General features: G+C 66.5%; 19 protein-coding genes. 9 read left to right on the forward strand and 10 right to left on the reverse strand.

Translation table 11 applies throughout. From position 1 onward, the window contains the following. Nucleotides 1–50: 50 nt before the first annotated feature. Nucleotides 51–1217 carry an MFS transporter gene (locus ASC59_RS08005; protein WP_157487955.1) on the reverse strand — a complete coding sequence of 389 codons (1167 nt, stop codon included), beginning with the start codon at nt 1215–1217 and terminating at the stop codon, nt 51–53. 219 nt (nt 1218–1436) lie between these two features. Between ASC59_RS08005 and ASC59_RS08010 the strand changes: the two genes are divergently transcribed. The 3 genes from ASC59_RS08010 to ASC59_RS08020 are packed head-to-tail and all read left to right on the forward strand — an operon-like array spanning nt 1437 to nt 3323. Beyond that, a complete protein-coding gene (locus ASC59_RS08010; RefSeq protein WP_055820550.1) occupies nt 1437–2261 on the forward strand; it encodes an alpha/beta hydrolase in 825 nt (274 codons plus the stop codon). Next, on the forward strand, nt 2258–2632 hold the full coding sequence (locus tag ASC59_RS08015; RefSeq protein ID WP_055820553.1) for a VOC family protein: 375 nt from the start codon (nt 2258–2260) through the stop codon (nt 2630–2632). Before ASC59_RS08010 ends, ASC59_RS08015 begins: the two co-directional genes overlap by 4 nt. Further along, the gene (locus ASC59_RS08020; protein ID WP_055820556.1) at nt 2622–3323 is read left to right on the forward strand and encodes a hypothetical protein; all 702 of its coding nucleotides are present in this window, start codon (nt 2622–2624) and stop codon (nt 3321–3323) included. Before ASC59_RS08015 ends, ASC59_RS08020 begins: the two co-directional genes overlap by 11 nt. Nucleotides 3324–3380: 57 nt before the next feature. Here ASC59_RS08020 and ASC59_RS08025 read toward each other — a convergent pair whose 3' ends face one another. Both ASC59_RS08025 and ASC59_RS08030 read right to left on the reverse strand, forming a co-directional pair. After that, the gene (locus ASC59_RS08025; RefSeq protein ID WP_055820560.1) at nt 3381–5276 is read right to left on the reverse strand and encodes an FAD-dependent monooxygenase; all 1896 of its coding nucleotides are present in this window, start codon (nt 5274–5276) and stop codon (nt 3381–3383) included. 22 nt (nt 5277–5298) lie between these two features. Next, a complete protein-coding gene (locus ASC59_RS08030; RefSeq protein ID WP_055820564.1) occupies nt 5299–6678 on the reverse strand; it encodes an MFS transporter in 1380 nt (459 codons plus the stop codon). Nucleotides 6679–6811: 133 nt separating this feature from the next. Here ASC59_RS08030 and ASC59_RS08035 point away from each other — a divergent pair, with 133 nt between their 5' ends. The 6 genes from ASC59_RS08035 to ASC59_RS08060 all read left to right on the forward strand — a co-directional run bounded on the left by ASC59_RS08035 (nt 6812) and on the right by ASC59_RS08060 (nt 13380). Further along, entirely contained in the window at nt 6812–8308 is a 1497-nt protein-coding gene (locus tag ASC59_RS08035; protein ID WP_055820566.1) for a fumarylacetoacetate hydrolase family protein, read from the forward strand. Next, nucleotides 8269–8985 (forward strand): GntR family transcriptional regulator, encoded by a 717-nt coding sequence (locus ASC59_RS08040; protein ID WP_055820569.1) that lies wholly within the window; start codon nt 8269–8271, stop codon nt 8983–8985. The genes ASC59_RS08035 and ASC59_RS08040 overlap by 40 nt, the downstream gene beginning before the upstream one ends. A 19-nt stretch (nt 8986–9004) precedes the next feature. Further along, complete coding sequence (hpaE, locus tag ASC59_RS08045) at nt 9005–10522, forward strand: 5-carboxymethyl-2-hydroxymuconate semialdehyde dehydrogenase (RefSeq protein WP_055820572.1); 1518 nt, start codon at nt 9005–9007, stop codon at nt 10520–10522. An 87-nt stretch (nt 10523–10609) separates the two neighbouring features. Continuing rightward, nucleotides 10610–11776, forward strand: coding sequence for a 3,4-dihydroxyphenylacetate 2,3-dioxygenase (gene hpaD, locus ASC59_RS08050; protein ID WP_055820575.1), 1167 nt, complete (start codon nt 10610–10612; stop codon nt 11774–11776). Between the two features lie 33 nt (nt 11777–11809). Further along, entirely contained in the window at nt 11810–12595 is a 786-nt protein-coding gene (locus ASC59_RS08055; protein WP_055820578.1) for a 2-keto-4-pentenoate hydratase, read from the forward strand. Next, nucleotides 12580–13380, forward strand: a complete 801-nt coding sequence (locus ASC59_RS08060; RefSeq protein WP_055820580.1) for an HpcH/HpaI aldolase family protein — start codon at nt 12580–12582, stop codon at nt 13378–13380. The genes ASC59_RS08055 and ASC59_RS08060 overlap by 16 nt, the downstream gene beginning before the upstream one ends. Nucleotides 13381–13441: 61 nt before the next feature. On the opposite strand, the gene ASC59_RS08065 is transcribed toward ASC59_RS08060, so the two are convergent. From ASC59_RS08065 to ASC59_RS08095, 7 genes are all read right to left on the reverse strand, one after another. After that, a complete protein-coding gene (locus tag ASC59_RS08065) occupies nt 13442–13657 on the reverse strand; it encodes a hypothetical protein (RefSeq protein ID WP_055820583.1) in 216 nt (71 codons plus the stop codon). 118 nt (nt 13658–13775) lie between these two features. Further along, a complete protein-coding gene (locus ASC59_RS08070) occupies nt 13776–14261 on the reverse strand; it encodes a GNAT family N-acetyltransferase (RefSeq protein ID WP_055820585.1) in 486 nt (161 codons plus the stop codon). A gap of 36 nt (nt 14262–14297) precedes the next feature. After that, on the reverse strand, nt 14298–15509 hold the full coding sequence (locus ASC59_RS08075; protein ID WP_055820588.1) for an MFS transporter: 1212 nt from the start codon (nt 15507–15509) through the stop codon (nt 14298–14300). 113 nt (nt 15510–15622) lie between these two features. Beyond that, nucleotides 15623–16372, reverse strand: coding sequence for an SDR family oxidoreductase (locus tag ASC59_RS08080; RefSeq protein ID WP_055820591.1), 750 nt, complete (start codon nt 16370–16372; stop codon nt 15623–15625). Nucleotides 16373–16427: 55 nt separating this feature from the next. Continuing rightward, nucleotides 16428–18080 carry a cytochrome bc1 complex cytochrome b subunit gene (gene qcrB / locus ASC59_RS08085; protein ID WP_055820593.1) on the reverse strand — a complete coding sequence of 551 codons (1653 nt, stop codon included), beginning with the start codon at nt 18078–18080 and terminating at the stop codon, nt 16428–16430. Then, nucleotides 18070–19422 (reverse strand): NAD(P)/FAD-dependent oxidoreductase, encoded by a 1353-nt coding sequence (locus ASC59_RS08090; protein ID WP_055820596.1) that lies wholly within the window; start codon nt 19420–19422, stop codon nt 18070–18072. The genes qcrB and ASC59_RS08090 overlap by 11 nt, the downstream gene beginning before the upstream one ends. Before the next feature lie 82 nt (nt 19423–19504). Further along, entirely contained in the window at nt 19505–19726 is a 222-nt protein-coding gene (locus tag ASC59_RS08095) for a hypothetical protein (protein WP_157487956.1), read from the reverse strand. Nucleotides 19727–19734: the final 8 nt, after the last annotated feature.

The raw sequence follows: 19734 nt of genomic DNA on the forward strand, positions 1-19734 counted from the left end.
GACCGAAGCCGGGTGTGGACGTTCCATCCGCTCGCGCTTCGTATCAGGGATCAGGCGGCGACCACGGCTGCCGACGCTGTCCGGTACGGGAGCATGATGGCCGCCGAGGCGAGCCAGATCAGCCCGACGAGCGTGAGGAGTACGGCACCATCGATTCCCACGAAGGGCGCTATGAGCGCCGCCCCGAGCGCGCCGGCGGCGGCTCGAAGTCCGGATCCGACGGTGAAGACCTGGGCGCGCACGGAGGCGACGCTGTTCATCGTGCGCAGCTCGAACATCGCCGCGATGCTCGGCGCCGAGAACAGGCCGGACATCCCGACGAGGACGATCGTCCACGCGAGGGAGACATCGAGGGCGCTGAGAGCGGTGAGCACTCCGGTCAGGGCGAAGCCCCACGCCATCACGCGGGCGGGAGGGAGCTTGTCGATCGGCCGGATCGCAACGGCGACGGCGCTCACGAGGGTGCCGATGGAGAATGCCGTGACGATCCATCCGCCGGTCTCGGCCTGCTGCCAGTGTTGCAGCGAGAACACGACGGCCGCGATCGGGAAGGCACCGGCTCCGATCTGCGTGAGGGTGCTGGATGCTGTCACGAGCAGGAGCGGTCGATGCCGCACGAGGTAGACGGCGCCCTGCGTCATCCGCGTCCACAGTCCGTCCGACCTCCCGTGGGAGTGCGCCTTCGGCCGGAGCGCGAGCATCACGACGGCTCCCACGAGGCCTGCGGCTGCGAGCGCGAGCGCCGCCCAGCGCGGAGAGGCGATCGCGATGATGGCAGAGCACAGTGCCGGGCCACCGACACCGGCGATGCTGTACGCGAGGGTGTCGGTGGCGTACGCCGTGCGTTCCGGCGCGATCAGCCCGGTGACGAAGCTCGACAACCCGCCCATGAGCACGGGCGTCGCGCAGCCCGCCGCGACCAGCGCGAGCACGACGACGCCGAACGGCACCAATCCGAGCAAAGCTGCCGTGGCGTACCCGCCGGCCGAGACCACGCCGGCCCCGAAGAGATAGAGCCGCGGATGCCTGGTCGAGTCGAGCACGGCGCCGACCAGCGGCGAGAACACCACCGTCGGAGCCAGGGCCGCCGCGACGAGCACCGCTCCTGCGGACAGGTCGTCGAGCTCGCGCAACGCCAGGATCGGGAAGACGACGACCCCACCCGCCGCTGCGATGCGCGACAGCACAGCCGCGACGAGGAATGTGAAGACCCGCACCCCGCCATCCTCCCCCGTGGCTCCGACACCGAATTCGCGACCATCCTTCCAGCCGTGGCCGTTCCACCACGAGCGGTGCCCAGCGCCCGGGCACTCGTTGACGGACGTCATTCATCGCCGCGACCAGAGTGCTCGGTGGATGCTCAGCCCTACCGGGTCACGCGAGCCCTAGGCTCTGCTTAGCGCCGCTCCGATCGCTGCGCGCCGGAGAGGGGCCCCATGTCGGACGAGCAGTCATCAGTTCTCGATGTCGAGTATGGAACAGCCGGGTCGGTGTCCCTGTTGCTCGACGTCTACAGTCGGGACCTGTCGGCCGAACAGGATGCGGCTCGAGCAGCCATCATCCTGATCCACGGCGGCGGTTGGTTCCGCGGCGACAAGAGCAAGGAGCCGTCGCTCGCCACGATGCTGGTCGACGCCGGCTACATCGTGTTCGCCCCGAACTATCGGGAGGCTCCAGACGCCACCTTCCCGGCCAGCAGGGACGACGTGCTTGCCGCAGCGCGATGGGCTCTCGCATCGGACTGGGTGTTCGACCGCAACAAACTCGCTTTCTTCGGCGGGTCTGCGGGCGGCAACCTCGCCGTGGAGGCGAGCATAGCCACCGGCCGGCCCGCGGTGAGTTGGTCGGGGATGTTCGACCTCCTCGGCATCGTCGAGCAGACGGACGACCTCCCCGCCACTCAGACCTCGCAAGACCTCGACGCGATGAAGAGCGCCGACATCAATCAGACCGGCCGCAACGACGCGTTCCTGCGCTGGACGATCCTCAGCGAAGTCGGGGGCGACCGGTCATTGCTGACCCAGGCCTCGACCTCGCGACACGCGTCACCCCAGGGCGGTCCGGTGTTCCTCGCCAACTCGTTGGCGGAATTCGTACCGGTCAGCGATGCTCGAAATATGCAGATGGCGCTGGCGGATGCCGGCATAGCGAGCACGCTCCAGCTGATCCCCGGCACGCATCACGCCGAGGGGTACACGGATGCGGCCATCCGGCCGTCACTCGCCTTCCTGCACGACGTCTTCTCGGCAGCTCCGGCATGACCGGCGCGGCGTTCAGCGGGGTCGGGAACGTGTTCTATTTCGTCGATGACCTCGATGCTGCAGTGGACTGGTACACGGCACGGCTCGACCGCCAACCGGTCGTGCGCGGAGGAGCGCTGGTGGCTTTCGACCTCGACGGAACGAGATTGACCCTGCATCAGAAGGACGAGCTCAACTCGCCCGGGCCCGCGGGAACCAGCCCCTACTGGACCATCGACGACGTCGACGCGTTCGTCGCGGACTGGACCGCCCACGGCGCGATCGCCCACAGGGGCCCGAAGACCGTGTTCACCGGTGAACGGCTGTGCCAGCTGCTCGACCCCTTCGGAAACCTCTTCTCCGTGAGGGAGGCGGCGCCGAGTGACCGATGAGCAGGCGCTCGGTGCGCCGCAACCGTCCAGGCCCGACGATCTGCCGACCGCGGATGAGGCCATCGAAGCACTGACCGACCGAGCGGGCGCCTTCTACAGCGCCTTGATGAACGAGCACTTCGTACTCGAATCCGCCCGCGGCATCACGGTGAGCGAGGCCAGCAGCCGTGCGGCGCTGTATCTGACGACCCTGTCGAGCGGCCTCGTCGCGTTCGGGTTCCTTGCTCGCACCGACTACGCGCTCGGCTTTCTGATGGTCATCATTCCGGTGGTCTTCCTGCTCGGCATCTTCACCTACGAGCGACTCGTCGAGACCTCCCTCGAGGATGTCGCGGCACTCGACGCCATCCAACGAATCCGCGCCGTCTACTCCACGACCCTGCCGGGGGCGGCGAAGTACTTCCCCCGTCCGATGGGACCCCACGGACCGAACGAGATGCTGCCGATCGGCCACCGACAGTCATGGATAGGAGTGTTCTTCACCACGGCGACTGCGATCGCGGTCGTGAACTCGATGGTGGCCGGCGCCGGCGTGGCCATCATCGTCGTTCAATCCACCGCGCGATCCACTCCGTCGATCCTCATCGGGCTCGGAACGGCCGCGCTGCTCGCGGTCCTGCACGGCCTCTATCAGGAGTACCGCTACGCGTCACTCCGCCGCTTCCTCCACCAGACTCGTGAGACCGGATGATCGCCTGACACACCTCCGGACCGTGACGCCGGCGCGACGTCGTGATTCCGCGGCGGCTCAGCTCGCCTGAACCATCGACTGCGCGAAGAACGCGGCCAGCGCGTCTGTGGCTTGGAGAGGCAGCACCGCGGCGACGTACTGATCCGGACGCACGACCACGACGACTCCGTCGCGGGAGAGTGCGCGATCCTCGTAGATGTCAGTGCTCGTCCAGGCGCTCGGTGCCGCGGCGAAGACCTTCTCCCAGTCGATGAGGCCGAGCGGTCCCGTCTGGGGCCGGAAGATCGATGGCACCGCGGCGATGTCGACATCGTCGTACGCCTGTTGGTAGATCACCTTCACGTCGAAGACGGCGTCGATGTCTTCGTCCGGGGACGTGTACCGGACGAGCGGCGACTCAGGTGACGACGAGATCCATTCCGCCCAGGCCGTGAGCGCCGAGCGTTGACCGGCGGCGGGTGAATCGGCGAAGGCGTAGAGGCGCCACCGTCCGTCAGCCTTCGCGTGGTGGCCGAGGTGAACTGCGTTGCCATCTGCGACGAGCGTCACCTCGGAGGACTTGAAGCGCTTCCCGATGGGAAACCCTTCTGCGAGCGATTGGTGTGCGGCGTCCCCGACGATCTCGGACCGCTCGTACCGGGTCATGAATCCGGATGGGAACTCCGCAGTCGCGAGGTAGTAGGTCGCCAGGTCTTGCGGGTCGGAGATCTCTTCAGGCTTGCGCGCCATGAGCGAGGACCATTCACGGTCGAAATCGATGAGCTGCTGCGCCACAGGATGCCGCTCCGCTGAGTAGCTGGCCAGCAGCGTGTCCGGACTGCGTCCGGTGAGCACGGCGCCGAGCTTCCAGCCGAGGTTGAAACCATCCTGCATGGACACGTTCATACCCTGGCCTGCCTTGGCGCTGTGGGTATGGCAGGCGTCGCCGGTGAGGAAGACCCGTGGGGCGCGCTCCGACCCGTCTGCGACGTCGTCGAACCCGTCGGTCACCCGGTGGCCGACCTCGTAGACGCTGTGCCAGGCGACCTCCTTCACGTCGAGCGTGTAGGGGTGAAGGATCTCGTTCGCCTTCCGGATGATCTCGTCGATCGGGGTGAGCCGGACCCTGTGGTCATCGTCTTCTGCCACGGGGCCGAGATCGACGTAGACGCGGGACAGGTATCCGCCTTCGCGCGGGATGTGGAGGATGTTTCCCGCCGTCGAATTGATGGCGCACTTGGTGCGCCAGTCGGGGAAGTCGGTGTTCACCATCACGTCCATGACGCCCCACGCGTGCAATGACGCGCCCCCGACGTGCGTTCGGCCGATCGCCTCGCGGACACCGCTGCGGGCCCCGTCGCACCCGGCGACGTACCTGGTGCGGATGGTGCGCTCTTCGCCGGCTCGCTCGCCTTCCACGTACCGGAGGCGCACTTCAACGGGGAACTCGCCCTCCGGGTGCACGGTGAGTCCGATGAACTCGACGCCGTAATCCGGCACGATGCGCCCCGGACCGTTCGCCGCTGCTTCCGCGAAGTAGTCGAGCACGCGCGCCTGATTGACGATGAGGTGCGGGAACTCGCTGATCTTGTACCCGTAGTCCTCGGTGCGGCTGGTGCGGACGATGTTCTGCGGGTTCTCCGGATCCGGGTTCCAGAAGTTCATGTAGGCGATGTTGTACGCCTCGGCCATGATCCGCTCCGCGAATCCGAATGCCTGGAACGTCTCGACGCTCCGCGGCTGGATTCCGTCGGCCTGCCCGAGGGGAAGCCGTCCCCCGCGGCGCTCGATGATGCGCGTCGAGACCGCCGGGAACTGCGACATCTGGGCCGCGAGCAGCATCCCTGCCGGTCCCGACCCCACGATCAGCACGTCGATCTCATCGGGGATCTCGCTCGGCCGATCGATCCCCGTGCCCGCGGGCGCCGCGATGCGCGGGTCGCCCGACACGTAGCCGTGATGGTGGAACTGCATGCTGTTTCCTTCTCGTCGATGGCTACGCGCGGGCGAGGCCGCGGATCGGGCTGATCGCCTGCTCATCCTCGTGATCCGGACCGAGCGGGATGCCGCTCCGGTCGCGGAGGAGCAGGGTGGCGATGAGTCCGATCACGGTCATTCCCGCGAGGTACCAGGTGACCGAGAGGGTGCTGCCCGTCGCCTGCACGAGCGCCGTGGCGATGGTCGGAGCGAAGGCACCACCGACGATCGCGCCGATGGCGTAGGAGATGGAGACGCCGGAGAAGCGGATCGAGGCGGGGAAGAGCTCCGTGTACAGCGCCGCCTGCGGACCGTACGTGAACCCGAGCCCGATCGTCAGGATCGCGAGGCCGGCGAAGAGGAGTCCGATGTTGCCGCTGTTCACCAGCGGGAACAGGGTGAAGACACCGACCAGCTGAAGGATCCAACCGATGATGTACGTCGAGCGACGCCCGATGCGGTCTGACACCCACCCCGCCAGGAGCGTGGACAGCAGCCACGTCACGGCGGATCCGGTGACCGCCCAGAGAACCGGCCCACGCTCGAGCGCCAGCGGTCCGTCGGGGTTGGTGGCGTAGCCCTGGATGAACCCGCCCGTGGTCATGTAGCCGACGGCGTTGTTGCCGGCGAACACGAGGGCGGCGATGACAACGAGGAGGGTGTGCTTCTTGAACAGCTGCACGATCGGCATCCGTGCCTTCTCCTTGCGCTCGGCGAGCTCGGTGAACACCGGGCTCTCCTCCACCTTCCGACGCACGTAGTAGCCCACAAGGATCAGCACGACGCTCAGCAGGAAGGGAACACGCCATCCCCACTGGAGGAACGCGTCACCGGGAGCGATGATCGTCATGAGGGCCATCACGCCCGAGGCGAGGAGCAAACCGAGCGGAACCCCGATCTGGGGAGATGCACCGAAGACACCGCGCCGAGTCCGGGGGGCGTGCTCGACCGCCATCAGCACGGCGCCGCCCCACTCGCCACCCGCGGAGACGCCCTGCAGGATGCGGAGAAGGACGAGCAGGATCGGCGCAGCGATTCCGATCGCCTCGTAGGTGGGCAGCAGGCCGATCAGCGCGGTCGACGCGCCCATCAGGATGAGCGTCCACATCAGCACTGTCTTGCGCCCGTACTTGTCGCCGAAATGACCGGCGAGGAATGCGCCGAGCGGACGGAACAGGAAGCTCACTCCCACAGTCGCGAAGGCGAGGATGGCGCTGTCGGCTCCCAGAGGTGCGAAGAAGAGCTGGCCGAAGACCAGCCCGACCGCCGTGGCGTAGATGAAGAAGTCATACCACTCGACGGTTGTTCCGACGATCGTCGCGAAGACGACGCGTCGGCGGTCGGTATGAGTTGCGATGGTTCCCGTTGCGGTGAAACCTTCTGATCGTGGTGCGCTCATCCGGGGTGACTCCTGTGTCAGTTCGACGGCTCTGTCTCGGTTCGATCACTCGCAGTCGCTCTCTCGATCGCTGCTTGCTCGAACACCCACGATAATATACGATTTCAGATACAACGCAAGGGCGAGGGAGCTCATGACGATCGATAGAGACACCGAGGCGGTGGGCACAGACCCGCGATACTCCGCGCTTCCTGTCCGTCCCGGTAAGATCATCGCGGTGCACCTGAGCTACGTCTCGCGTGCCGAACAGCGCGGCCGTCGACCGTCCGCTCCGTCCTACTTCTTCAAGCCCTCGAGCTCGGTGGCTGCGTCGGGCGGCACCGTCGAGCGCCCCGCCGGCACCGAGCTTCTCGCCTTCGAAGGCGAGGTCGCTCTCATCATCGGGACCGACGCCCGCCATGTGAGCCTCGACGAGGCATGGAACCACGTCGGATGGGTCACGGCCTCGAACGACCTCGGCCTCTACGACCTTCGCGCGAACGACAAGGGCTCGAACGTCCGGTCGAAGGGCGGCGACGGCTTCACTCCGATCGGCCCGACCTTGATCGACGCTCGAGCTGTTGATCCTTCCGAGCTAAGGCTGCGCACGTGGGTCAACGACGAGCTCGTCCAGGAGGACTCGACGGCGGGTCTCCTGTTCCCACTCGCCCAGTTCGTCGCCGACCTGTCGCAGCACTTCACGCTGGAGCGGGGCGACATCATCCTGACGGGAACGCCGGCCGGCTCCACGGTCATCGTCCCGGGCGACGTCGTCGAGGTCGAGGTCGACTCTCCGGTTTCAGGCATGTCCTCCGGACGGCTGAGGACGACGGTCACCCAGGCCGGGCAGCCCGCCTTCGACCCCTCCGTCGGCTCGCTTCCGTCCGTCGACGACACCCAGCGCGAGGAGGCGTGGGGATCGAGAGAACGCGCCGGGCTGCCGGATGCATCCGTGGGGCTGACTCCGACCCTGAGGGCGAAGCTCGAGAAGGCACCGGTTGCCGGGCTCTCCCAGCAGTTGCGCAAACGCGGCCTGAACAACGTGACGATCGACGGCGTTCGCGCCCTGCACCCCGAGTCGAAGCTCATCGGGACGGCGAAGACCCTCCGATTCGTCCCGAATCGCGAAGACCTCTTCGCCTCGCACGGCGGTGGATACAACGCCCAGAAGCGCGCGTTCGATGCCGTCGCGGAGGGTGAGGTGATCGTCATCGAGGCCCGCGGCGAGACGGGCTCGGGCACCCTGGGCGACATCCTCGCACTGCGCGCTCACGCCAGGGCGGCGGCGGGCATCGTCACCGATGGCGGCGTACGCGACGCGGACGCCGTCGCCGCTGTGGGCATCCCCGTCTACTCCGCCGGCGCCCATCCCGCCGTTCTGGGACGCAAGCACGTCCCGTGGGACGTCGACGTGACGATCGCCTGTGGGGGCACGACCGTTCAGCCGGGCGACGTCATCGTCGGTGACGCCGACGGAGTGATCGTCATTCCACCGGGCATCGCCGAGGAGGTCGCCGACGCGGCCCTGGCGCAGGAAGACGAGGACGCGTGGATCGCCGCCCGTGTCGCCGAGGGGAACCCGGTCGACGGCCTCTTCCCACTCAACGCTGAATGGCGTGCCCACTACGAATCCGAGCGGGGTGCGAGTTGACGGCCACCGCGTTCAGCAAGTCCCAACTCGCCTACCAGTGGGTTCGCGAACGCATCACCAACCACGAGTTCACCCCCGGTTACAGGCTCGTCCTCGGCACCATCGCGGGCGAGCTCAACATGAGTGTCGTCCCGGTTCGCGAGGCGATCCGTCAGCTCGAGGCCGAAGGCCTCGTGACGTTCGAGCGCAACGTCGGCGCGCACGTCTCGATGGTCGACGACACCCAGTATCGATTCAGCATGCAGGCGCTCAGCATCCTCGAGGGAACCGCCACCGCCCTGGCCGCGCGCCGCTTGACCGCTGACGACGTGCGTGAGGCGCGGCAGATCAACGAGCTCATGATCGCGCGCCTCGACCACTTCGAGCCACGCGCGTTCACCGCGCTCAACCAGCAGTTCCACTCCGTCCTGTTCGCCAAGTGCGCCAACCCGCGCATGCTCGAACTCGTGGACTCGGAGTGGGCGCGTCTGGGGCACCTCCGTGATTCGACGTTCAGCTTCGTGCCCGGCCGGGCGCAGGAGTCGGTGCGCGAACACGAGAACATCCTCGTCCTGATCGAGACAGGCGCACCTCTCGGCGAGATCGAGAAGGCGGCCCGCCGTCACCGTTCCGCGACGTTGGACGCCTACATGATCCACGAGCATCCCGATGAGGCCCTCGGCCTGCCGGCATTCTGAACCGCCCCTAGGAGAGACCATGACCGAAACAAGCCCTGCCCTGGACCAGCGCCACGTGCCCGCCGACCTGCCATCGAGCATCCGGCACTACATCGATGGCGAGTTCGTCGACTCGGTCGACGGCGACACCTTCGACGTGCTCGAGCCGGTCTCGAACGAGGTGTACGTGCAGGCGGCCGCCGGCAAGAAGGCCGACATCGACCTCGCCGTCGCCGCAGCCACCCGAGCATTCAGAGAAGGACCGTGGCCGCGGATGCTGCCACGCGAACGATCCCGGATCCTGCACCGCATCGCCGACATCGTCGAGACGCGCGATGCCCGGCTGGCTGAACTCGAATCGTTCGACTCCGGGTTGCCGATCACGCAGGCCCTCGGCCAGGCGCGCCGCGCGGCGGAGAACTTCCGGTTCTTCGCCGACCTGATCGTCGCGCAGGCGGATGACACCTTCAAGGTGCCCGGCCGCCAGATCAACTACGTCAATCGCAAGCCGATCGGCGTCGCGGGGCTGATCACCCCATGGAACACGCCCTTCATGCTCGAATCATGGAAGCTCGGCCCGGCCCTCGCCAGCGGAAACACGGTCGTCCTGAAGCCCGCCGAGTTCACCCCGCTGTCGGCATCGCTGTGGGCCGGCATCTTCGAGGAAGCCGGGCTTCCGAAGGGTGTCTTCAACCTCGTCAACGGCCTCGGCGAGGATGCCGGCGACGCCCTCGTGAAGCATCCGGATGTTCCGCTCATCTCGTTCACAGGTGAGAGCCGGACCGGCCAGATCATCTTCGGCAACGCCGCACCGTATCTGAAGGGCCTCTCCATGGAGCTCGGGGGGAAGAGCCCCGCAGTGGTCTTCGCCGACGCCGACCTGGAGGCAGCAGTGGACGCGACGATCTTCGGCGTCTTCTCCCTCAACGGCGAGCGCTGCACGGCCGGCTCCCGCATCCTCGTCCAGCGCGACGTCTACGACGAGTTCGTCGATCGCTACGCAGCGCAGGCGAAGCGCGTGAAGGTCGGCTACCCGCACGACCCCGCCACGGAGGTCGGAGCCCTGGTGCATCCCGAACACTTCGACAAGGTCATGGGCTACATCGAGATCGGCAAGGGCGAGGGACGCCTCGTGGCAGGAGGCGGACAACCGGACGGCTTCGAGTTCGGGAACTTCGTCGCCCCCACAGTGTTCGCCGACGTGCCTGCCGACGCCCGCATCTTCCAGGAGGAGATCTTCGGGCCCGTCGTGGCGATCACGCCATTCGACACCGACGCTGATGCCCTGGCGCTGGCGAACAACACGAAGTACGGCCTGGCGGCCTACATCTGGACGAATGACCTGAAGCGGGCCCACAACTTCTCGCAGTCCGTCGAGGCCGGCATGGTGTGGCTCAACTCGAACAACGTGCGCGACCTGCGCACGCCGTTCGGCGGCGTCAAGGCCTCTGGCCTCGGGCATGAGGGCGGCTACCGATCCATCGACTTCTACACCGACCAGCAGGCCGTGCACATCACCCTCGGCGACGTCCACAATCCGACATTCGGCAAGCAGTAGCCGAGCCGCCCGATCGTGGTCGCGCGTTCGCGAGCGACTGGGCGGCGTCTCCCTCCCCTCATCCAGACCACCAGCAAGGACGCTGCAATGACTGACAAGACCACCAAGACGCTCACCTCCTCGGGTTTCTCCGTGTCGCAGGAAGCCCCCATCCAGACCGACAACCCCGTCGCGACGCCGAAGTCCTCGCCGCCGGACATCCTGCGCTGCGCCTACATGGAACTCGTCGTGACCGACCTGGCCGCATCCCGCCAGTTCTACGTCGACGTGCTCGGGCTGCACGTGACGGAGGAGGATTCCGATGCCGTCTACCTGCGCTCGACGGAGGAGTTCATCCACCACAACCTGGTGCTGCGTCAAGGCGCCATCGCGGCCGTCGCCGCGTTCTCCTACCGGGTGCGTGCAGCCGAAGACCTCGACAAGGCCGTCGCCTACTACACGGAGCTCGGCTGCCGGATCGAGCGCCGTGCCGAGGGCTTCACCAAGGGGATCGGCGATTCCGTCCGAGTCGAGGATCCGCTCGGCTTCCCGTACGAGTTCTTCTTCCAGACCGAACACGTCGAACGACTGTCCTGGCGCTACGACCTGCACACCCCCGGAGAGCTGGTGCGCCTCGACCACTTCAACCAGGTGACCCCAGACGTTCCCCGAGCAGTGAAGTTCATGCAGGACCTCGGCTTCCGCGTCACCGAAGACATCCAGGATGACGAAGGCACCGTCTACGCCGCGTGGATGCGTCGCAAGCCCACCGTGCACGACACCGCCATGACCGGCGGCGACGGACCACGGATGCACCACGTCGCCTTCGCCACGCACGAGAAGCACAACATCCTCGCGATCTGCGACAAGCTCGGTGCCCTCCGCCGCTCGGACGCGATCGAACGCGGGCCAGGACGCCACGGAGTCTCCAACGCCTTCTACCTCTACCTTCGCGACCCGGACGGCCATCGGGTGGAGATCTACACGCAGGACTACTACACGGGCGATCCCGACAATCCGGTGATCACCTGGGACGTGCACGACAATCAGAGGCGCGACTGGTGGGGCAATCCCGTCGTTCCGTCGTGGTACACCGAGGCCTCGCTCGTGCTCGATCTCGACGGCAACCCGCAGCCCGTGGTGGCCCGCACCGATGCCTCCGAGATGGCCGTCACCATCGGAGCAGATGGCTTCTCCTACACCCGGCCCGACGAAGGCGAGGCGTCGATGCCGGAGTGGAAGCAGGGCGAATACAAGCTCGGGAATCAGCTCTGACCGCCGATAACGTGATCACGAGAGGAGAATCGGATGCTCCAGGCTGAAACCATCGCGTCGATCGCGGACGAGCTCGCCGAAGCCGACCGGACGAACCGCGTGATCCCACGAATCACCGCGCGGCATCCCGGGGCCACCATCGACGATTCCTACGCGATCCAGGCGATCTGGCGCGACAAGAACATCGCGGCCGGTCGCACGCTCGTCGGCCGGAAGATCGGCCTCACCTCGAAGGCGATGCAGGAGGCGACGGGGATCACCGAACCCGACTACGGCGTCATGTTCGACGACACGGTGCACCCCAGCGGTTCGGAGATCCCTGTCGACAGGTTCTCCAACGTGCGCGTCGAGGTCGAACTCGCGTTCGTGCTGAAGGCGCCCCTCGAAGGGCCGGACTGCACGCTCGAGGATGCGCTCGCGGCGATCGACTACGCCGTCCCGGCGCTGGAGGTGCTCAATTCGCACATCGAGCTCGAGGGCCGAACGATCATCGACACGATCGCTGACAACGCCGCCTACGGTGCCATGGTGCTCGGCGATGTGCACAAGCGGCCCGACGAGATCGACCTGCGCTGGGTTCCCGCGCTTCTGTACCGCAATGGTGAGATCACCGAGACGGGCGTCGCGGCCGGCGTGCTCGATCACCCGGCCACCGGTGTCGCGTGGCTCGCCAACAAGTTCCACCAGCACGGCACCAGACTCGAGGCCGGCGAGATCATCCTCGCCGGATCCTTCACGCGCCCGATGTGGGTTTCGCGTGGCGATGTCGTGCTCTGCGATTACGGACCGATGGGATCGATCACATGTCGCTTCGTCTGAAGCCAACTCTCCGCCACGATCTCGCCGACGCATCGCGTCCGCTGGCCGGCATCTGGGTGTGTTCCGGGTCCCCGCTCGTGGCTGAGATCTGCGCGGGTTCCGGGCTGGACTGGATGCTCATCGACATGGAGCATTCGCCGAACGGGCTCGAGTCGGTCCTCGCGCAACTGCAGGCCGTCGCGTCCTACCCGATCACGCCGGTCGTGCGCGTGCCCATCGGCGACGTCGTCACCATCAAGCAGGTGCTCGACCTCGGCGCGCAGACCATCCTCGTGCCGATGGTGTCGACGGCTGCCGAGGCGCGCGTACTTGTCGAAGCGGTGCAGTATCCGCCGCGGGGTAAGCGCGGTGTCGGTTCTGCGCTCGCACGCTCCGGCCGATGGAATCGGGTCGACGACTACCTCCAGAACGCCGAAGACCACGTGTCGCTCTTCGTCCAGATCGAGACGGCGGAGGGCGTCGACAACGCGGCGGACATCGCTGCGGTCGACGGCATCGACGGGGTGTTCGTCGGCCCATCGGATCTCGCCGCTTCGCTCGGATTGCTCGGTCACCAGACGCATCCAGACGTGGTCGGGTCGGTGCGTCTTGCCTTCGATTCGGTGCGAGCCGCGGGAAAGCCGGTGGGAGTCAATGCATTCGACCCGGCGGTCGCCGACGCGTACGCCGATGCGGGGGCGTCCTTCGTCCTGGTCGGCGCGGACGTCGCACTCCTCGCGCGCGGCTCCGAAGCACTCGCGACGCGCTGGGCCCTGGGTTCAGCAGATACGGACGCTTCCGGCTAGACCGTCTTCGGCGACGCAGCTCACCCCCGCGTCTCCACAGGACAAGTGTTGGTGCGGCGCTCTACAGCGCGCTGAGCTCGTCGCGCAGCCGCTGCTTGGTGGCATCGTCGACCCGACCGCCGGCAGCGCTCAGCGCCGCGTCGAGGCTCATCCCCCGGGCAAGTCCGATCATCGGGTTGGATGACACGCCTGGCGCGATGCGTTCCAGAATCGCAACCGCATCCGGATCATCCAGCAAGGTGCCGACCTTCACGGTGGAGACGTCGTATCTGCTCATGGTGCTCCTTCATCTCGGTCTCCATCGTCGCACACGGCTGCTGGTCGTGATCGTGCTGACGATGGTCACGCCCGACGTCATGGGACGAGACCGGTGATGAGGGCTGCTCGCCGCTCCGCTAGCGGGCGCTGAGTTCGCGTTCGTAGTAGATCGTGGAGTCGGTTCGGCGTGATTCCGAGAGGCCGGCCTTCTCGAGGACGCGCTGCGACTCGGTGTTGGCGATCGTCGTATCCGCCCTGGCACGGCTGGCACCATTCGCGCCTGCGAAAACAAGCGCGGCTTGAACCGCTTCCGTCGCCAGTCCGGCACCGCGAGCAGCCGGGACGAGCCCGTAGCCGAACTCGACGCATCCGTCGGCATCGGGCGGACCGAAGAACCCGAATCCTCCGACGGCCAGACCATCGGAGTTCCGGCGGATGAGGTACATGGTGAAGCCGGAGGCATCGGCCGGCGATGCGGCCAGATTGCGTAGCGGCCCCAGCTCATCAGCCAAGGGATACTCCGGGTGCCAGGCATCGCCCGGCCGTTCATCACGGGCGAGGATCCGGCGAGCGAGTGACGGAGTCAGTGGCTCCATGGAGATTCGTTCGGAGGTGATCGACATCGATATCCAGTATCTCGCGTGGTGCCGAGGTGGATGTCACCCGTGGTCGGGCGCGGGTGGGAACGCTCTCCGCGCAACCCAGACGACGACCACTCCGGCCACGACCAGGGCAGCGCCGAGATAGGGCAACCACTCGATTCCTGCGCTCGCCAACACCACCGCGCCGAGCGCTGCTCCCCCGCCGATGCCGAGGTTCGCTGTCGTGTTGACGAGCGCGCCGATGATGTCGGGTGTCGCTCCGCGTGTTCGGATCGCCGCTGTCTGGAAACTCGAGGCCACAGCGCCGAACCCGGCACCCCACAGCGCAGTCGCTGCAAGCACCCCGATCAGGCTGGGGAAGGCGAGCCCGAGCGCCACGAGCCCGACGGCCATCGCCACGAGAACGACGATCAGGCTCGACCGTGGCCGACGGTCCAGTGTGATTCCGGCGTACCAGGTGCCGAGCAGACCGAGACCACCCAGCACCAACAGCACCGGTCCGATCCCTGCCGCCGACAGGCCTGCGGCGAGCAGGATCACGGCGACGTAGGTGTAGACGGTGTACTGACCCAGATAGACGAGCGCATTCGTCACGGAGACTGCGGCGAGCCGCCCTCGTCGGGTGCGCCGCTCCGGGTCGTCTCGATCTGCAGCGGGAGCGATGGAGACGGCAGGCAACAGCAGGATCACGAGGATGAGGGCGACCAGGCAGCCGACAGCGAGAACTCCGAAGGCGACGCGCCATCCGACGGCCGTGCCGAGCGCGGTCGACAGTGGCACCCCGAGGACGAACCCGGCCGATGCCCCGGCGGTGACGAGAGCGAGAGCGCGGCCCGTGTACTCGGGGCGCACGAGCCGAGAGCCGTAGGCGATGCTCAGCGAGAAGAACAGCGCGTGCGCGACACCGCCCAGGGCTCGTCCCGCCGCGACCACCGCGAACGATGGAGCCAGCGCCACGACGAGGTTGCCTGCGACGTACGCTGCGAGCGTTCCGATCAGGAGCATCTTGCGCGGCATCCGTCGGGTCCACAAGGTCAGCGGCACGGCGAGCGCGGCGACCATGAAGGCGTAGACGGTGACCAGCAACCCGGCGATCGACTCAGTGACACCGAGGTCCCTGCCCATCGCCGGCAATACCCCGACCGGGAGCATCTCGGTCGTGATGGCGAAGAAGGTGGCGATCGTGAGGGCGACGATGCCACCGGCTGCGTCGCGCACGGTGCCCGGATCCCGGCTGCGGCTGATGTCTCGGTCCGGGACGACTCTCATAGGGCGAGGCTACCGGGAAGCCGGAGCGACGTTCTCGGTCGATTGCCGACGGCGACCCGGCGAGTGGCCGGCCAGCTCCAGACACTCGACCGGGCCGAGCGAGCCGGAGAAGGTCAGGTCCGGGCGATCGTCGCAAGCCAGTCACCGTACGTCTCGGTACCAAGATCGGCCCCGGGCCCGGCGGTGAGCGTTCCGTCGCGCATTGCCTTGCCGAAGCCGCCCGGCAGTGGCACTTCGACGATCGGCCCGGTCGCGTGCGTCGCGACTGCATACGCCTTGACCATGTCCACCATGCGCAGGACTTCCGGGCCGGCGAGATCAGCGGGGCGCCCGATGATGTGTTCTTCCGCTTGGGTGACGAGGCGTTCGGCGACCTCCCGGGCGGCGATGGGCTGAGAGAGCATCTTCGGGACGAGATTGATGGGACCCAGCGTGATCTGGCCGTAGAGCTGCTGTGCGAACTCGTGGAACTGGGTCGCACGCTGAATGGTCCACGGGATCCGGCTTTCGCTCACCAGCTGCTCTTGCAACTCTTTGCCCGCGTAGTAGCCGAACGGTGCCTTGTCGCTGCCGACGATCGACAGGGCGATGTGATGGCGAACGCCGGCATCCTCCTCACCCTTGAGAAGGTTCCTTGTGACATCACCGAAGAATGTTCGGGACCGCTTCTCGGATTGGGTGGCGATGGAGGCGACGTCGATGACGGTCTCGGTTCCGGCGAGAGCCTCAGGAAGTCCGTGCCCTGTCGTCAGGTCCATCCCTGTCGAGCGGGACAGCACCACAACGTCGTGGCCTCGCGCACGTGCGATGTCCGCAACGTGTCGTCCGACGGCTCCGGTTCCCCCGGCAACGGCGATTCTCATGCGTTGAACCTTTCGTGATGGGTGTGATGGCTCGGCAGGCGCTGAATCGGCGCAGTCATGCCGCCTCAACACTCCGAGTAGTCGCCTCCTGGGCGGATGCTCCGATGACGACGTCGTCACTCGTTCGGTCATGCTCGCTCGGAACAATGGGCGCGAGCGCATCCGCGAAGAAGAAGCGCGAGAGGCGAGCCCGCAGTCTGTTCGCCGGCCGGACGCGGCCTCGTTCATCGGGTCGAGCCCGATATGGGGTCGAAGCGCTGCTGCTCACGAGGATCCATCGTTCGTAGATGTCGACAGGCTGGTGGGTCTCGATGTACTCCCCGCCTGGGAGTCGTACGATCCGTCCCGTTTCGAATCCGTGCAGGAGCACCTCGCGATCCTTCTTCTGCAAGGCGAGGCAGACGCGTCTGGTCACGACGAAGCCGAGGATCGGTCCCACCAGGACCACCACTTGGAACACGTGGACGACGTCCTCGAGGCGGAGCCGGAAGAGGCTGGCGGCGATGTCGGCGCTGCCCGCTCCCCAGAGAGCTCCGAAGAACACGATTCCGGCGACACCGATTCCGGTACGACTCGGAGTGTTTCTGGGTCGGTCGAGCAGGTTGCGGTCGCGGCTGTCTCCCGAGACCCATTCCTCCAGGAACGGGTACGCCGCGATCACCAGAAGGAAGAGGCTGACGACGGCCAGTGGGACCAGGATTGCGAGCGTCCACGTGCGTCCGAGCCACTCGAGCTCCCAGCCCGGCGGCACGAGACGCAGGGCGCCGTCGAGGAAGCCGGTGTACCAATCGGGTTGGCTGCCGGCCGAGGCGTCTCCCGGCGATGATGGACCGTACAGCCACGATGGGCTGATCGTCACCGTCGCAGACACGAGAACGAGGATGCCGGTGGCGATCGCGAAGAGTCCGAAGGCTCGTGTGGCGGCTGCAGGCAGAAGGGTGATGCCCACTACGTTGTTCTCCGTTCGTCCCGGACCAGCGAATTGGGCTGGTCTGCGCAACCACGCGACCCGGATCCGTGCGGCAAGGAGGACGATCAGAGCGGCTGGTACCACCGCGACATGGATGGGGTACAGGCGCTCGATCACTGTCCCCGGGAACTCGCCTCCGAAGAGAATCGATGCGAGGGACGTCCCGACGACGGGTATGCCGAGCACGATGCCTTCGACGATGCGAAGCCCGGTCCCGGAGAGCAGGTCGTCCGGGAGGGCGTAGCCGCTCCATCCTCCGGCGAGCGCGACGATGAGAATCAGGAACAGGAGCACCCACCCGAGCCGTCGGGGACGGCGGAAACCACCGGTGAAGAACGTGGTGAGCAACTGCAGGATCACAGTTGCCGGCAGGAGGAGCGCCGCCCAGTGATGCGCTTGGCGCATGAGCATTCCGCCTTGGACCTCGAATGAGATGTTCATGGTGGACCGCAGTGCCGTGGACATCGTCGCGCCATCGAGTGGGGCGTACGGTCCGGTGTAGATGACAGGATCGCTGGACGGTTCGTACAGGAAGGTCAGGAAGACACCGGTCACGAAGATGACGACGACGCAGGCCATCGAGACCACACCGAACATGTTCGTCCAGTGCAGTGGAACACGACGGCGGCGCAGTTCGCCGACGAAGGAGCTCAGCCTGCCGCCCAGCGACGTCGTCGCGAGCCGGTGCGCTGCTCGATCGGTGAAGGGCTGCCTCGGCGCACGCCGGTCAACGGGCATCGAGAGTTCCGACCCGCGGTATCGAGATCGTCGGAACACCGCCGCGCACGAATGCTTCCCGGGGATGTTGAACCGAGAGCAAGGAGACGATGTCGCGTCCGAACAAGAATGCCGAGAACCAGACGAGCAGTACCCGGACTTTGCGTTCCCACGTCGGCACCGCCAGTACGTGGTAGCCGCGGTGCATGAGCCAGGCGAGCAGACCGGTCACAGTGATGTTCCGGTATTGGAAGATCCCTCGGCCGATCCCCAGGGTCGCCACGACACCCAGACTGTGGTGGACGTAGTTCTGAGTGGACCCTCCGTGGATGCTGGCCGCGATGTTCTTGGCGAGGTGCTTGCCCTGCCTCACCGCGTGCTGCGCGTTGGGTACCGTTCGTGCGCCGGGCACCGGCGAAGCGAGATCGGGAACTGCCGCGTCGTCCCCGGCGGCCCAGGCGTCTGCGACCGGTTCGTCGTCGGTTCCGACGCGGAGGTCGGCGCGAACGATCACAGAGCCGCGTGCGTCGATCGGAAGGTCGGTGTGCTTCGCCACGATCGGGTTGGCCGCGTTTCCGGCCGTCCAGACGACGAGGTGCGAGTCGAATCGTTCCCCGGTCGACAGGATGACATGACCGCCATCGACGGACAACAGTTCGCTGCTGAGGTGCACGTGCGCCCCGCGTTCCTCGAGAGAGCGGACGACCCATGCTCCTGCCTTGTCTGTGACTTCGGGAAGGATGCGGTCAGTGGCCTGTACGAGATGGAACCCGATCTCCGAGAAACTCACCTCTGGATATGACTTCAGCAGAGCGGTCGCGAGCGAGAGCAGTTCCGCGAATGCTTCGACACCGGAGAACCCGCCGCCTACGACGGTGACCGTCAGAAGGCGGGACCGTTCTGCACCGACGGGCAGGGTGGATGCGCGGTCGAACGCCGTCAGAAGGCGGTCGCGAATCGCGACGGCCTCCTCGACGTGTTTCAGCCCGATCGCCTCGTCACTCAGTCCAGGGATCGGGAACTTGCGAGTGACGGCGCCGGCCGTCACAACGATGATGTCGTAGCCGACAGAGAACTCCGGTCCGTCCTTCGGCGCAACGACGACCGTCTTGGTCGCATGGTCGATTCGGATGACGGTCGCAGAGATGAGCTTCGTCCGCCGCAGATGACTCCTCAGCGAAACTGCCGCATGGCGGGCTTCGATGGATCCCGCCGCGACTTCGGGCAGGAACGGTTGGTACGTCATGTAGGGGCGGGGATCGACGATCGTGATCTCCGCCTCGTCACGGCGGAGCTTCTTCTCCAGCTTCCACGCCGTGTAGAACCCGGCGTAACCTCCGCCGACTATCAGGATCTTCCGCACAATCGTCTCCTCTCTCACTGGTTAAGACCGGATAGCCATCGAGAATGTGACGCTGAGCCCCGTTCGCGGCGCTGCCCGGCTGCTACACGGTGTTCCAGTGGCGCTGAGTCTCCGGGTGAAGGCGGATCCACACCATGCTGACGAGCTCTCCAGCGAAGTCGACGCTCACCGCTGCAGTCGCATTGCCATCTCGACTGAGCATGAGACCTGCCTGACCATTGACGGATCGCTCGACGATGACCAGGCCCTCCTGGCTTCCCATGCCGTGGCGGAGTAGCGGCACGGCGTCGTGGGTTCCTCTCACCACCCGGA

Origin of the sequence: Leifsonia sp. Root1293, assembly GCF_001425325.1 — a bacterium.
In the GTDB taxonomy this organism is placed as follows: domain Bacteria; phylum Actinomycetota; class Actinomycetes; order Actinomycetales; family Microbacteriaceae; genus Orlajensenia.